At 71.3% G+C, this 14,475-nt stretch carries 13 protein-coding genes and 5 tRNA genes; 7 read left to right on the forward strand and 11 right to left on the reverse strand.

The features are described 5' to 3' along the window. The first annotated feature begins 39 nt into the window (after positions 1 to 39). From AS857_RS35175 to AS857_RS35185, 3 genes are all read left to right on the forward strand, one after another. Positions 40 to 939 carry a phosphoribosylaminoimidazolesuccinocarboxamide synthase gene (locus AS857_RS35175; protein ID WP_058047526.1) on the forward strand — a complete coding sequence of 300 codons (900 nt, stop codon included), beginning with the start codon at positions 40 to 42 and terminating at the stop codon, positions 937 to 939. Positions 940 to 1,446: 507 nt separating this feature from the next. Next, positions 1,447 to 2,145, forward strand: coding sequence for a response regulator transcription factor (locus tag AS857_RS35180; RefSeq protein ID WP_058047527.1), 699 nt, complete (start codon positions 1,447 to 1,449; stop codon positions 2,143 to 2,145). 5 nt (positions 2,146 to 2,150) lie between these two features. After that, the gene (locus AS857_RS35185) at positions 2,151 to 3,551 is read left to right on the forward strand and encodes a HAMP domain-containing sensor histidine kinase (RefSeq protein WP_173864877.1); all 1,401 of its coding nucleotides are present in this window, start codon (positions 2,151 to 2,153) and stop codon (positions 3,549 to 3,551) included. A 41-nt stretch (positions 3,552 to 3,592) separates the two neighbouring features. On the opposite strand, the gene AS857_RS35190 is transcribed toward AS857_RS35185, so the two are convergent. The 10 genes from AS857_RS35190 to AS857_RS35235 form a co-directional block, all read right to left on the reverse strand. Beyond that, a tRNA-Gly gene (locus AS857_RS35190) sits at positions 3,593 to 3,668 on the reverse strand. A 35-nt stretch (positions 3,669 to 3,703) separates the two neighbouring features. After that, on the reverse strand, positions 3,704 to 4,327 hold the full coding sequence (locus AS857_RS35195; RefSeq protein ID WP_058047528.1) for a response regulator transcription factor: 624 nt from the start codon (positions 4,325 to 4,327) through the stop codon (positions 3,704 to 3,706). Continuing rightward, positions 4,324 to 5,643 (reverse strand): sensor histidine kinase, encoded by a 1,320-nt coding sequence (locus AS857_RS35200; protein WP_058047529.1) that lies wholly within the window; start codon positions 5,641 to 5,643, stop codon positions 4,324 to 4,326. The genes AS857_RS35195 and AS857_RS35200 overlap by 4 nt, the downstream gene beginning before the upstream one ends. Positions 5,644 to 5,673: 30 nt before the next feature. Continuing rightward, positions 5,674 to 6,444, reverse strand: a complete 771-nt coding sequence (locus AS857_RS35205) for an ABC transporter permease (protein ID WP_058047530.1) — start codon at positions 6,442 to 6,444, stop codon at positions 5,674 to 5,676. Next, positions 6,444 to 7,442 (reverse strand): ABC transporter ATP-binding protein, encoded by a 999-nt coding sequence (locus AS857_RS35210; protein WP_058047531.1) that lies wholly within the window; start codon positions 7,440 to 7,442, stop codon positions 6,444 to 6,446. The genes AS857_RS35205 and AS857_RS35210 overlap by 1 nt, the downstream gene beginning before the upstream one ends. A gap of 157 nt (positions 7,443 to 7,599) precedes the next feature. Continuing rightward, positions 7,600 to 7,672 (reverse strand) — tRNA-Gly (locus AS857_RS35215). A 79-nt stretch (positions 7,673 to 7,751) separates the two neighbouring features. Next, positions 7,752 to 7,823 (reverse strand) — tRNA-Gly (locus tag AS857_RS35220). Between the two features lie 46 nt (positions 7,824 to 7,869). Continuing rightward, positions 7,870 to 7,941, reverse strand: a tRNA-Gly gene (locus tag AS857_RS35225). Between the two features lie 47 nt (positions 7,942 to 7,988). Beyond that, positions 7,989 to 8,060, reverse strand: a tRNA-Gly gene (locus AS857_RS35230). Between the two features lie 89 nt (positions 8,061 to 8,149). After that, positions 8,150 to 8,467 carry a histone-like nucleoid-structuring protein Lsr2 gene (locus AS857_RS35235; RefSeq protein WP_058047532.1) on the reverse strand — a complete coding sequence of 106 codons (318 nt, stop codon included), beginning with the start codon at positions 8,465 to 8,467 and terminating at the stop codon, positions 8,150 to 8,152. A gap of 315 nt (positions 8,468 to 8,782) precedes the next feature. Here AS857_RS35235 and purS point away from each other — a divergent pair, with 315 nt between their 5' ends. From purS to purL, 3 genes are read left to right on the forward strand one after another with little or no spacing between them, the layout of a single operon-like run. Continuing rightward, entirely contained in the window at positions 8,783 to 9,028 is a 246-nt protein-coding gene (gene purS, locus AS857_RS35240) for a phosphoribosylformylglycinamidine synthase subunit PurS (protein WP_058047533.1), read from the forward strand. Further along, on the forward strand, positions 9,025 to 9,708 hold the full coding sequence (gene purQ / locus AS857_RS35245) for a phosphoribosylformylglycinamidine synthase subunit PurQ (RefSeq protein WP_058047534.1): 684 nt from the start codon (positions 9,025 to 9,027) through the stop codon (positions 9,706 to 9,708). Before purS ends, purQ begins: the two co-directional genes overlap by 4 nt. Beyond that, positions 9,705 to 11,954 (forward strand): phosphoribosylformylglycinamidine synthase subunit PurL, encoded by a 2,250-nt coding sequence (purL, locus tag AS857_RS35250; protein ID WP_058047535.1) that lies wholly within the window; start codon positions 9,705 to 9,707, stop codon positions 11,952 to 11,954. The genes purQ and purL overlap by 4 nt, the downstream gene beginning before the upstream one ends. A gap of 89 nt (positions 11,955 to 12,043) precedes the next feature. Here the strand turns inward: purL and AS857_RS35255 are convergent, their stop codons facing one another. Further along, complete coding sequence (locus AS857_RS35255) at positions 12,044 to 13,507, reverse strand: MFS transporter (RefSeq protein WP_058047536.1); 1,464 nt, start codon at positions 13,505 to 13,507, stop codon at positions 12,044 to 12,046. 257 nt (positions 13,508 to 13,764) lie between these two features. Between AS857_RS35255 and AS857_RS35260 the strand changes: the two genes are divergently transcribed. Further along, positions 13,765 to 14,466, forward strand: coding sequence for a TetR/AcrR family transcriptional regulator (locus AS857_RS35260; RefSeq protein WP_058047537.1), 702 nt, complete (start codon positions 13,765 to 13,767; stop codon positions 14,464 to 14,466). The last annotated feature ends 9 nt before the right edge of the window (positions 14,467 to 14,475 follow it).

Raw genomic sequence — 14,475 nt, forward strand, 5'->3', positions numbered from 1 at the left:
GCAGAATCGTGCTGCTTGGACAAACCACCAGGAGGACGCGTGTCCGGATTCGTAGAGAAGCCCGAGCCGATCGAGGTGCCCGGGCTGGTGCATCTGCACACCGGCAAGGTCCGCGACCTCTACCGCGACCCGGACGGCAACCTGGTCATGGTCGCCACCGACCGCATGTCGGCCTACGACTGGGTGCTGCCCACCCCGATCCCCGACAAGGGGCGGATCCTCACCCAGCTGTCCCTGTGGTGGTTCGAGCGCCTCACCGACCTGGTCCCGAACCACGTCATCTCCACGGACGTGCCCGCCGGCGCCCCCGCCGACTGGGAGGGCCGCACGATGATCTGCCGTGCGCTGGACATGGTGCCGGTGGAGTGCGTGGCCCGCGGCTATCTGACCGGCTCCGGCCTCGCCGAGTACCGGCAGACGCGCACCGTGTGCGGGCTCGCCCTCCCCGAAGGCCTCACGGACGGCTCCGAGCTGCCCTCCCCGATCTTCACCCCCGCCACGAAGGCGGCGGTCGGCGAGCACGACGAGAACGTGTCGTACGAGGAGGTGGCCCGGCAGGTGGGCGCGGAGACCGCCGCCCTGCTCCGGCAGACGACCCTCGCCGTCTACGGCCGGGCCCGTGACATCGCCCGCGACCGGGGCATCATCCTCGCCGACACCAAGTTCGAGTTCGGGTACGCGGGCGACGAGCTCGTCCTCGCGGACGAGGTGCTCACCCCGGACTCGTCCCGCTTCTGGCCCGCCGCGACGTGGCAGCCGGGGCGCCCGCAGCCGTCCTTCGACAAGCAGTACGTCCGCGACTGGCTCACGTCCCCGGCCTCCGGCTGGGACCGCGACGGCGAGCTGCCCCCGCCGGAGCTCCCGCAGGACGTGGCGGAGCGCACCAGCGCGAAGTACGTGGAGGCGTACGAGCGCCTCACCGGCACGAAGTGGGCGTGACGGCCCTGGGGGACCGACGTCCCCGGGGCCGCCGGGACGGGCACCTCGGGCGAGGTGGTCCCGGCACCGCCGGACACCCCGGCGGGGGCTGACCGCCGTCGAGGCGGAGGGAATGTGCCCGGCGAACCCGGGCTCGGCTGAAGGGGCGAACCGCCGACCCCTTCAACCGCCGCAACGACGAACGACCACGCTCTGCACGTCCGGCGCTGGCGAACCGCCGGGGTCCCTCGCTGGGGCAGCGGGCAGAGCCGGCACATTCCTCCGCCGCAACGGCGACTAACCACATACGGCGCATTCGGCGGTGCCGAACGGCCAAAGGCTCTCGCCGGGGCAGCCGGGCAGAGCCCGGCACTTTCCTCCGCCGGAACGGCGACCAGCCACATACGGCGCATCCGGCGGTGCCGATCTAAGAGCCCTCTAAGAGAGCCCTGCCAAGCTGGGGGCACCCCCACGGGCACCCCCGGCCCGCGGGGGCACCCCACCCGTGCCGACCCCGCCGGAGGCGCCATGGCCGAGACGGCCGTTCTCGTCGTCGACGACGACCCCGACGTACGGGCAGCCGTAGTCGACGCCCTGAGCATGGAGGGCTACGAAGTGCGCTCGGCGGCCGACGGCCTGGAGGCGCTCTCCTCCGTCGCCGCCGCGCCGCCAGGCGCCATCGTGCTGGACCTGGCCATGCCGGTCCTCGACGGCCTCGCGGTCTGCCGCCGCCTACGCGCCCTGGGCGACCGCACCCCCGTCCTCGTGCTCACCGCCCGCGACGCCGTCTCCGACCGCGTCGCGGGCCTGGACGCGGGGGCGGACGACTACCTCGTCAAACCCTTCGCCCTGGACGAGCTCCTGGCCCGCCTCCGGGCCCTCCTGCGGCGCGCGGCTCCCACGGAGCCGGCCGAGCGGGGCGACGGCGCCGCGCTGTCCTTCGCCGACCTCACCGTCGACCCGGCCACCCGCACCGGCGACCGCGGCGGCGTCCCCCTCGAATTCACCCGCACCGAATTCGCCCTGCTCGACGTGCTGCTGCGGCACCCGGGCCAGGTGCTGCCCCGCGAGGTGATCCAGGAGCGCGTCTGGGGCACGGACTTCGGCCCGGACTCGAACTCCCTCGCCGTCTACATCGGTTATCTGCGGCGCAAGCTGGAGGAGGGCGGCGCCCCCCGGCTCGTCCACACCGTGCACGGCATCGGCTACCGGCTGGCGGAGCAGTGAGAGCCCTGAGTCTGCGCAGACGCCTCCTGGGCCGCCGGCCCCTGCGTGCCCGGCTGGCCCTCGTGACGTCCGTGGCCGTGGCCGTCGTCGCCCTGGGCGTCCTGGCCGCCGCCTACGTCGTGATCCGCTACGAACTGGTCCGCCAGCTCGACCTGCAGCTCAAGCAGCAGGCCACCCTCATCGCCCAGCAGAGCCGCACCGAGCCCGCCGGCGTCCTGTACGGCGAGTGCACCTGGCTCGCCGCGCCCGCCTGCGCGCAGACCGTCCGCGCCGACCCGGCCGCCCCGCGCCAGGACGGCCTCGTGCTGCCGGTGACGGGGGCCACCCGCCGCGTCGCGGCCGGCACCCTCGGGGAGCACTACAGCAACATCACGCTCGACGGCCACGCCATGCGGATGCTCACCACCCCCGTGAAGGGCGACCGCGCCCTGCAGGTCGCCGTCCGCTCCGACACCGTCGACAAGGGCGTGCGGCAGGCGGGCCTGCTCCTGGCCGCCGTCGGCGGCGGCGGTGTCCTCCTCGCCGCCGGCCTCGGCTACTTCGCTTCCCGGACGTCCCTGCGCCCCGTGACCCGGCTCACGGCGACCGCCGAGCACATCGCCGCCACCCGGGACCCGGCCCACCGCATCGAACTCGCCCCCTACGAGGCCCGCCGCGACGACGAGATCACCAGCCTCGCCACGAGCTTCAACACCATGCTCGGCGAACTGGAGGAGGCCGTCGCCGCCCAGCGCCGCCTCGTCGCCGACGCCTCCCACGAACTGCGCACCCCGCTGACCGCGCTGCGCACCAACGCCGAGCTCCTCGCCCGCGCCGAACGGCTCACCCCGGCCCAGCGCGAGCGGGCCGCCGGCGCGCTGGGCCGCCAGCTCCGCGAGGTCACCGGCCTGGTCAACGACCTCATCGAGCTGGCCCGCGACGAGGAGCCGCAGCAGTTCGTCGAGGAAGTCCGCCTGGACCGGCTGGCGGAGCGCTGCACGGCCGACGCCCGCGGGCACTGGCCGGGCACCGTCTTCACCGCGGACCTGGCCGGCCCGGAGGGCGTCACCGTCCCCGGCGTACCCGCCCGCCTCGCCCGGCTGCTGTCCAACCTGCTCGACAACGCGGCCAAGTTCAGCCCGCCGGGCGGCCGGGTCGAGGTGCACCTGGCCCGGACGGGCGCCGGACTCGACCTCACGGTGCGCGACCACGGCCCGGGGATCGCCGCCGAGGACCTGCCCTACGTCTTCGACCGCTTCTACCGCTCGCGGCAGGCCCGCGCCCTGCCCGGCTCCGGGCTGGGCCTGGCCATGGCCCGCCAGATCGCGCGCGCCCACGGCGCCGAGCTGACCGCCGAGCAGGCCCCGTCGGGCGGCGCCCTCTTCCGGCTGCGCTTCCCGCTGCCCGGCGAGCCGCCGGCCCGGTGAAACGCCGAAGGCCCCGGTCGTGATGACCGGGGCCTTCGTACTGGAGCGGACGACGAGACTCGAACTCGCGACATCCACCTTGGCAAGGTGGTGCTCTACCAACTGAGCTACGTCCGCATGCCCCGCGCGTTTCCCGTGCGGTGCGAGAACCACTATAGCCAACCCTGAGCGCGTGCGATGCGCGCGGCCGCGTGACGGTTCTCCGCGCCCAGCTTCGCGACCGCCGCCGAGAGGTAATTGCGGACCGTCCCGGGCGTCAGCGAAGCCCGCTGAGCGATCTCCGCGATGGGCGCCCCGCCCTCCGCCAGTTCGAGCAGTTCGGCCTCCCTGCCGGTCAGCGGGGAGTCGCCCGCGCTGATCGCATCGGCAGCCAACTCGGGGTCCACATAACGGCTTCCGCCGTGCACCGTCCGGATGATCTCGGCGAGCTTCTGCGCCGAGACGGTCTTCGGTACGAACCCCCGCACACCCACTTCCAGCGCCCGTTTCAGATGCCCGGGGCGGCCGTGACCGGTCACGATCATGGTCCGGCAGCCGGGCAGTTCGGCCCGCAGGGATGTGGCGACCGCCACACCGTCGGCCCCCGGCATCTGCAGGTCGAGCACCGCGACATCCGGCCGGTGCGCCCGGGCCATCGCGAGCGCCTCCGGACCCGATGCGGCCTCCGCGACGACCCGGAGATCCTCTTCCAGGCCCAGGAGCGCGGCCACTGCGCCCCGGATCAAATGCTCGTCATCCGCGAGCATGACCCTGATCGGCGTGATGTTGACGCTCATGCCGTCCCCCCGTTCACCGGAACCTCATCCTGAACCCGGCCCGGAGCCCCGGCCGGGGCCCGGTACGGGACCGCGGCGTCCTCCGCATCCCCCACCCCGGTCAGCGGCACCCGCGCCGTCAGCCGGAACGTCGCATTGGCCTTGTGCTCGTACGTGAGCGTGCCGCCCAGCACCGTGAGCCGCTCCCGCAGGCCCGCCAGCCCGGAACCGTTCCCGGACCCGGGATCGCCGTCCGGCTCCCGCACCCCGTTGTTCTCCATGATCAGGACGGCTTCCGTGTCCGCGACGACCCGCAGCCGCACGGCACACCGCTGGGCGTCCGCGTGACGCAGCACATTGGTGGTGCCCTCCCGGATCACCCAGGCCAGGACCGACTGCACCGGCGGCGGCAGGGACTTGCCCGCCGTGTCGTCGATGCGGCAGTCGATGTCGGCCGCGGAGAGCACGCCCCGCGCACCCACCAGCTCAGTGTGCAGATCGGCCTCGCGGTAGCCCCGCACGACCTCGCGGACCTCGCGCTGGGATTCCTGGGCTATGCGCTGGACCTCGGTCATCTGGGTCAGGGCGGCGTCCGAGCCCCGCCGGGCCAACTGGCAGGCGAGCTCGCTCTTGAGCGCGATCACCGCGAGGTTCCTGCCCAGGACGTCGTGGAGATCCCGGCCGAACCGCAGCCGCTCCTCCGCCACCGCCAGCCGCGCCTGCGCTTCCCGCGCGTTCTCCAGCTCCCACATGACGTGCAGCATCCAGCCCGACAACCGCACGACGTACAGGCAGCACAGGGTGACGCCGAGCACCGTCCCGGCCAGGGAGGCCGCGGCCTGCCAGCCGGCGCCGAGCGCCAGGACGCCGAGGCCCAGCACCAGCGCTATGGAGACGCACGCGATCACGAACCTGCGGACCTTGCGGACCAGCAGGGTGAACGGGCCGAAGGCCGACAGGCTGCCGTTCCACAGGAACAGGCCGATCGTGGAGGAGTGCTCGTTGCCGTAGGCGCCGAACGAGATCACCATGCAGGCGATCGCCACGACGAACAGCAGCCCTTGCGCGGCCAGCAGCCACCAGGGGGCGGGCTTCTTCCACAGGTAGTGGTCGAAGGAGCGGCGGAATATGGAGATGCCCAGGAGGCCCTGGAGGGTGAAGATCCCGCCCAGGGCCAGGGTCCACGGCCGGGTGAGACCGGAATCCGCGAACACACCGGCCGTGCCGCTCGCAGGGAGGAAGACGGGTAGTACGTAGAGCGTCCACCGCATGTAGCTGTCGACCTTGGCGACCCTGCTACGGCCCCGCCACTCCTTCACCCGCGTCCACAGGCCCATGAGCCTCACGCCCCCCTTGCCGTTCCGCGGTCAGCGCCGCGGCTCCCACCGGAACCACCGGTGGGTGCTGTACCCGGCGATTATCGTCCAGGCGATGCCCGTGATGATCGCCCCCACGGCGTCGTGGGCGTCCATCCCGCCCAGCCAGCCGCCGCGCACCAGCTGGACCACCGGGGTCAGCGGCAGCAGCTCGCAGATGCTCGCCACGGTGTCCGGCATGACCTCCAGCGGCACCATGAGCCCCGAGCCCATCACGGAGATCAGCATCAGCGGGGACGTCACCAGCTGGGCGCTCTCCACCGTCTTGGCCCAGGACGTGGTCACCGCGGCCAGGGCTATGGACATCGCCAGGCCGAGCAGGATCCCGACCGCCATCAGATCGGGCCGCTCGACCGCCCGCAGGTCCAGCCAGGACACGCCCGCGACGACCAGCAGCACGCACTGCGCCAGCGCCACGGCCACGGACGGGAGCGCGGTGCCGGTGAGTATCTCCGCATCTCCGGTCTCGCCGGTGCGGAGCCGCTTGAGGACGAGCTCCTCGCGGCGCGTCACATAGGCGCTGACCAGGTTCTGGTAGACGGCGAAGAGCAGGATGTAGCCGAAGGCCCCCGTCAGGGCGACCTCGTTGACGGACATCCCGGCCTTGTCGAGATCGAACTGGCCGATCGCGCGCCGCATCGCCCACACCATGAACACCGGCATGAGCAGCGACACATAGAGCGCCATCTTGTTCCGCCCGAGCAGGGTGAGCTCGGCGCGGCCCAGCGACAGCATCCGCGGTACCGACGTCGACATCGCCATCACGCTTTCCTCCCTGCAACGGAATCCACACCGAGACCGGCACCTGCGGACGCCAGGGGCTCGCCCGCGCCCGCGCCGGCTATCGCCAGGAACGCCTCCTCCAGCGAGGCGGCCCGCGCATCGAGCCCTTCGAGCTCCACGCCCTTGTCCCGGGCCCAGAGCAGCAGCCCCGTCAGCGTCCGCTGCAGCTCCTGGGTCTGCAGCTCTATGCGCCCGCGCTCCTCCTCGTGCCGTATGACGCCCAGTTCGGCCAGCGGCGGCATGTCGCCCACGAACCAGCCCACGGGCATCGCGAAGCGGATCCGCGCGGGATAGGAGCCGATCACGGCCTCCGGGGTCCCGGCGGTGACGATCCGGCCTTCGCGCATGATCGCCAGGCGGTCGGCGAGGGCCTCGGCCTCCTCCAGATAGTGCGTGGTGAGCAGCACGGTCGTGCCTTCGCCGCGCAGCCGGCGCACCAGCTCCCAGGTGTTGTGCCGGGCCTCGGGGTCCAGGCCGGTCGTCGGCTCGTCGAGGAAGAGGACCTCGGGGCGGCCGAGGAGGGCGAGCGCGAGATCGAGGCGGCGCCGCTCCCCGCCGGAGAGCTGCTTGATGCGGACGTCCCGGCGCCCGACGAGGTCGACGAGCTCCAGGGCCTCCGTCACGGGACGGGCCCCGGTGGTGCAGCCGGCCCACATCCGGACCGTCTCGGCGACGGTCAGGTCGGAGGGGAAGCCGCCTTCCTGGAGCATGACCCCGATCCGCGGGCGCACGGCGCGGCGCTCCGCGTAGGGGTCGTGGCCGAGCACGCGCACCTTGCCCGCGGTCGGCTTCGCGAGCCCCTCCAGCAGCTCGACCGTGGAGGTCTTGCCCGCACCGTTCGTCCCGAGCAGGGCGAACAACTCGCCGTGCCCAACGGTGAACGAGACGTCCCGCACCGCTTCGAAGCCCTTGTCCCCGGCCGGGCCGTAGCGGCGGCGCAGCCCCGAGACGTCGATCACACTGTCCCCGATATCCATGATCCAAGCCTCCCGCCGGATCCGGGCCGGGAGCAGTGCGGCCTGTCATGGCTTCGGATGACGAATGTCATCAGCGCCGTACGGAGGGGAAGACGGCCGCCGCGTGCGGGAACACGACGAAGGCCCCGGTCGTGATGACCGGGGCCTTCGTTCACTGAGCGGACGACGAGACTCGAACTCGCGACATCCACCTTGGCAAGGTGGTGCTCTACCAACTGAGCTACGTCCGCATGCCTCCGACCGGCTTTCACCGGGCGGCGCGAGACATCACTCTACCTGATCCACCGGAGTGGTCGGTAACGTGATGAGAGCGGGTGACAGGAATCGCACACTGCGCCTCCCTCTTGGAAAGAGGGCGCTCTACTACTGAGCTACACCCGCATGGATCGCCGGTCCGGCCCACGGAGGTGGACCGGCAAGCGATCAGAGCGGGTGACAGGAATCGCACACTGCGCCTCCCCCTTGGAAAGAGGGCGCTCTACTACTGAGCTACACCCGCATGATCCGTCCCGCCGGACCACACATGTGTGGCCGGAGGACGTTCAGAGCGGGTGACAGGAATCGCACACTGCGCCTCCCTCTTGGAAAGAGGGCGCTCTACTACTGAGCTACACCCGCGTGACCTGGGGGTTCGTCCGGTTTCCCGGCCGTGCCCCTCGGCGTGATCCAGACTCTAGCTGATCATCCGGGGTGCTTGGCAAATCGGCTCAGTCGGCGGAGTTGAAGGCCTCGTACACGCGCTTGGGGATCCGGCCCCGCGGCGGGACGTCCATGCCGTTCGAGCGTGCCCACGCGCGGACCGCCGCCGGGTCGGGGGCGACGGAGGTGCGGCGGTAGACCTTGCCGGAGCGGGACTGCTTGCGGCCGGCCTCCAGGTAAGGCGTGAGGATCGCCCGCAGTTTCTTCGCATTGGCAGTGTTGAGGTCGATCTCGTACGACTTGCCGTCGAGGCCGAAGGTAACCGTCTCCGCGGCTTCCCCGCCGTCGATGTCGTCGGAGAGTGTGACCACTACGCGCTGTGCCACGAATATCGGTCCTTTCAGCGGGCACCGCCGCGTTGAACTGCGGAGATGCACAGGTTCCGGATGTTCCGGATCCGTTCCGGGTCAATGGTTATTCATTTGTACAACAAAGGGCATTGCAAAGTGAAGCCCAGTTAATTCGGTCCGAGTGCCCCTTCGCAATCAGGACCGTACGTTTTTCCCGGGATTTTTCCAGGGCGTCCCGGGTGTCGATGCGTAAACGTGACAGGACGCCCACCATATCTATGCGCGTAGATTTTTCGGGACTGTACTCTGGCGGTACCGCTTCAGCTCACGCACCACACACCGGGAGTGCCAGTGGCACGCGTCGTAGTCGACGTCATGCTCAAGCCGGAGATCCTCGACCCGCAGGGCCAGGCGGTGCAGCGCGCGCTGCCTCGCCTGGGTTACGAGGGGATCGCCGACGTCCGTCAGGGCAAGCGCTTTGAACTCGAGGTGGAGGGCCCGGTCGACGACGCCGCCCTCGCCCGAATCCACGAGATGGCGGAAACGTTTCTCGCCAACACCGTGATCGAGAACTTCACCGTGCGGGTCGACTCGTGACCGCACGCGTAGGAGTCGTCACCTTCCCCGGCACCCTCGACGACCGCGACACCCAGCGCGCCGTCCGGATCGCCGGCCTCGAGCCCGTGCCGCTCTGGCACCGCGACAAGGACCTCAAGCAGGTGGACGCCGTGGTCCTGCCCGGCGGTTTCTCCTACGGCGACTATCTGCGGGCGGGGGCCATCTCCCGCTTCTCGCCGGTCATGGAAACCGTCATCGACCAGGCCAAGGGCGGCATGCCCGTCCTCGGTATCTGCAACGGTTTCCAGGTGCTCACCGAGAGCCACCTGCTGCCCGGCGCGATGCTGCGCAACAACCACCTGCACTTCATCTGCCGCGAGCAGAAGCTGCGGGTGGAGAACGCGAACACGGCCTGGACGTCCGACTACGAGGCGGGCCAGGAGATCTCCATCCCGCTGAAGAACATCGACGGCCGCTACGTCGCCGACGAGCACACCCTCGACGAGCTCGAGGCGGAGGGCCGCGTCGCCTTCCGCTACCTCGACGGGAACCCCAACGGCTCGCTCCGCGACATCGCCGGCATCACCAACGAGGCGGGCAACGTCGTCGGCCTCATGCCGCACCCCGAGCACGCCGTCGAACCGCTGGTCGGCACCGGCCGCACCGACGGCCTCGGATTCTTCACCTCGATCCTGAGGAAGCTGGTCAACGCCTCATGACTCTCGACACCGTCAAGCACGCCGACGAGACGCCCGACGTCGAGCAGCCCTGGGCCGAGCTGGGCCTGAAGCAGGACGAGTACGAGCGCATCCGTACGATCCTGGGCCGCCGTCCCACCGGCGCCGAGCTCGCCATGTACTCCGTGATGTGGTCCGAGCACTGCTCCTACAAGAGCAGCAAGGTGCACCTGCGCCAGTTCGGCGAGAAGGCCCCCGAGAACGACGCCCTGCTCGTCGGCATCGGCGAGAACGCCGGCGTCGTCGACATCGGCCAGGGCTACGCGGTCACCTTCAAGGTCGAGTCGCACAACCACCCGTCGTACATCGAGCCCTACCAGGGCGCGGCCACGGGCATCGGCGGCATCGTCCGCGACATCCTCGCGATGGGCGCCCGCCCGGTCGCCGTCATGGACCCGCTGCGCTTCGGCGCCGCCGACCACCCCGACACCAAGCGCGTCCTGCCGGGCGTCGTCGCGGGCATCGGCGGCTACGGCAACTGCCTGGGCCTGCCCAACATCGGCGGCGAGGTCGTCTTCGACTCCTGCTACCAGGGCAACCCGCTCGTCAACGCCCTGTGCGTCGGCGTGATGAAGCACGAGGACATCCACCTCGCCAAGGCCTCCGGCGCCGGCAACAAGGTCATCCTCTACGGGGCCCGCACCGGTGGCGACGGCATCGGCGGCGTCTCGGTCCTCGCGTCCGAGACCTTCGACGACTCGAAGCCGGCGAAGCGCCCTGCCGTCCAGGTCGGCGACCCCTTCCAGGAGAAGCTCCTCATCGAGTGCACCCTGGAGATCTTCCGCGAGGACCTCGTCGACGGGATCCAGGACCTCGGCGGTGCCGGCCTGTCCTGCGCCACCAGCGAGCTGGCCAGCGCCGGCTCCGGCGGCATGCGCGTCGAGCTGGACCGTGTGCCCCTGCGCGACGCGACGCTCTCGCCCGAGGAGATCCTCATGAGCGAGTCGCAGGAGCGCATGTGCGCGATCGTCGAGCCCGGCAAGGTCGACCGCTTCCTGGAGATCTGCGAGAAGTGGGACGTCATCGCCACCGTCATCGGTGAGGTGACCGACGGCGAGCGGCTGGAGATCTTCTGGCACGGCGAGCAGATCGTGGACGTGCCGCCGCGCACCGTCGCCCACGAGGGCCCGGTCTACGAGCGTCCCTACGCCCGTCCGGACTGGCAGGACGCCCTCCAGGCCGACGACGCCAACAAGCTGGCCCGCCCGGAGACCGCCGAGGAGCTGCGCGAGCAGGTCCTGAAGGTGATCTCCTCGCCGAACCAGGCGTCCAAGGCGTGGATCACCGACCAGTACGACCGGTTCGTGCAGGGCAACACCGTCCTGGCGCAGCCCGAGGACTCCGGCATGGTCCGCGTCGACGAGGACACCAACCTCGGTGTCGCCGTCGCCACGGACGGCAACGGCCGCTACGCCAAGCTCGACCCGTACACGGGTGCGCAGCTGGCGCTCGCGGAGTCCTACCGCAACGTGGCCGCCTCCGGCGCCCGCCCGCTGGCCATCTCCGACTGCCTGAACTTCGGCTCCCCCGAGGACCCGGCGGTCATGTGGCAGTTCGCGGAGGCCACGCGCGGTCTGGCCGACGGCTGCCTGGAGCTGGGCACCCCGGTCACCGGCGGCAACGTCTCGCTCTACAACCAGACCGGCGAGACCGCCATCCACCCGACCCCCGTGGTCGCGGTGCTCGGCGTCATCGACGACGTCAACCGCCGTACGCCGATGGCCTTCTCCGACGAGGGCCACCTGCTCTACCTGCTGGGTGACACCAAGGAGGAGCTGGGCGGTTCCGCTTGGTCCCAGGTGGTCCACGACCACCTCGGCGGGCTGCCGCCGGCCGTGGACCTGGGCCGGGAGAAGCTCCTGGCGGAGATCCTCATCTCGGCCTCCCGCGACGGCATGGTCGACGCGGCGCACGACCTGTCGGACGGCGGTCTGATCCAGGCCGTCGCCGAGTCGTGCCTGCGGGGCGGCAAGGGTGCCCGGATCGTCGTCCCCGACGGCATCGACCCCTTCGTCCTCCTCTTCTCCGAGTCCGCCGGCCGTGCCGTCGTCGCGGTCCCGCGCAGCGAGGAGCTCCGCTTCACCGACATGTGCGGAGCGCGGGGCCTGCCCGCGGCCCGCATCGGCGTCGTCGACGGCGAAGAGATCGACATCCAGGGCCAGTTCAGCATCCCGCTGGCCGAGCTGCGCGAGGCCCACGAGGCCACGATCCCCGCGCTGCTCGCATAGCCGCCGCGCTCTGTCCCCGGTGGCCCGGCCGCCGGGGGCAGAGCGCCGGGGCCGGTCCGTCGGGGGACGGGCGCCGGGCAGAGCTCCGGTCACCGGACCCGCAGGCGCACCGCCAGCAGCAGGGCCACCGTCATCGCTCCGGCCGCACACAGGAACACCGTGTCGACGGATGAGGTGAAGGCCCGTATCGCCTGGGCGTGGGCCTCGCCGCCGAGCGAGGCTATGCGGCCCGCCGAGCCGCCGGGGCCCTTCGCCTCGTACACCCGGGCCAGCACCGTGCCGAACAGGGAGGCGCCCAGCGCGCCGCCCAGGGCCTGGAAGAAGCGGATCGCCGTGGTGGCCACGCCCAGTTGGCGGACCGGTGCGTGTTCCTGCGTGAGCTGGATCAGCTGGCCGAGCAGCTGACCGAACCCCACGCCGAGGAGCAGCAGCGCCGTGCCGACGACCCACAGGCCGGTATCGGTTCCCAGCGTCGCGAGCAGCCCCATCGCCACGGCCGAGACGGCTGTTCCGGTGACCACGAACGTCTTCTGCGGCCAGCCGCGGGCCGCCAGCTTTGCGGTGACGATGCCCGTGGCGGAGATTCCTGCGGCCATGGGGAGCAGGAACAGGCTCGCGTCCGTGGCAGCGATGCCGCGCACGAGCTGCAGGTAGACGATCACGTAGACGAGTGAGCCCATCAGGGCCATTCCGGTGAGCGCCTGCAGCGCGAACGAGATGCGCAGCACAGGGATCTTGAACAGCGACAGGGGCAGCACGGGCTCGGCCGCCGTTGCCTGCCGCCGGAGGAACAGGCCGAGCAGCAGCACGCTCGCCGCGATCAGCCCCAGGACGGTGGGGGAGCCCCACGCGTACTCCTTGCCGCCCCACTCGGTGACGAGCAGCAGGGCCGTGGAGAAGGCCGCCGCGAGGCCGGCGCCGAAGAAGTCGATCCGGTGGCGCGAGCCGTGGTGGGGCAGCTTGAGGACGACGGCCGCGGCGGCGATCACGGCGATGCCGATGGGCAGGTTCACGTAGAACACCCAGCGCCAGTCGGCGTGATCGGCGAGGACGCCGCCCAGCACGGGCCCGAGCGCCATGCCCGCGCCCGCCACGATGCCGCCCACACCGGCGCCGCCCCCCTTGCCGCGGCCGCCGGGACCGCCGGCGCTCCCACCCGCGGCCTCGCCCGCCTTGAGCTGGGCGATCACGACCATGGTGACGCTCATCAGCCCTCCGCCGCCGATGCCTTGGACGGCGCGGAAGGCGATGAGCTGCTCCATGGACTGCGCGGCCCCGCACAGCGCCGAGCCCGCGAGGAAGGCGGCGACGGCGCCCAGGAACACCCGGCGTGCGCCGTGGGTGTCGCACAGCTTGCCGTAGAGGGGCAGGACGGCGGTCGAGGCGAGGGCGAAGGCGCTGATCAGCCACGGGACGCGGTCGATGCCGTGTGCGGGGTCGAGGTCGCGCACGATCGGGACGGTGACGGCCGAAACGATGTTCTGGTCGAGCACGGCCAGGAGCATCGTCGCCATGCAGACGACGAAGGCGACCTTCCGCTGCCCTGCCGTCATACGGGGCCCGGCCGCCCGATCGCCCGGCGCCGGGGCGCCCGCAGCCCCCGCCGCAGCCCCTCCCGCAGGCCCTTGCTCCGGGGCCAACTGCCCCGTCGCTGTGGATGAATGCACCCTTCTTCCCCCTCCGGAGTCGGTCGCGGACGCCGTCGGAAGCGGCGCGCCCTCACCATGCCCCGGCAACATGTACCGAGTCAATTCTTCTATCGGGTAAGTTTGTCGGCCTGGTCAAAGTTTCATCCTGGTACAGTCGGGGCATGACCGAAGGGCTGAGCCTGCGCGAGCGCAAGAAGATCCAGACCCGGCGCACGCTTTGGAAGACCGCCGCCAAGCTGTTCCTGGAGCGCGGTTACGACCAGGTGTCGGTCGCCGAGGTCGCTCTGGCCGCCGAAGTCTCGAAGATGACGGTCTTCAACTACATGTCCTCCAAGGAGGATCTGGTCCTCGGCCCCATGCAGGAGCACATCGGGGACGCCGCCCGCGCCGTGCGCGACCGGCACCCCGGCGAGTCCACCGTCGCCGCCTTCCGCAGGGACTTCATGGCCGCGCTCCACGCCCACGACGCCTCCGTCGGCATGAGCGACGACCCCTACGTGCTCCAGGTGCGCCGGCTGATCCAGGAGACCCCGGCCCTTCTCGTGCGCGCCCACGAGTACGTCCGCCGCGCCCAGACGCTGCTGGCCGAGGAGCTGGCCGCCGCCGAGGACGGGCCCGATGCCGAGCTCGCTCCCGTGGTCGCGGCCCAGCTGATGAGCGTCCGCTACGCCGTCCATGAGTACAACCACCGGCGCCTGTTCGCGGGCGAGTCGGCGGACGAGGTCCTTCCCGGCGCCGTCGCCCTGGCGGAGCGGGCATTCGCCCTGGTCGAGCACGGGCTCGGAGACTTCGGGTCGCTCCCGGCCGGTGCCGGAGAGGCCTCCGCCGGCACGGCGCGGACCGGGAAGACCGGCGCCGAATAGGGTCGGAGC

The organism is Streptomyces roseifaciens (assembly GCF_001445655.1).
Lineage (GTDB): Bacteria > Actinomycetota > Actinomycetes > Streptomycetales > Streptomycetaceae > Streptomyces > Streptomyces aureoversilis.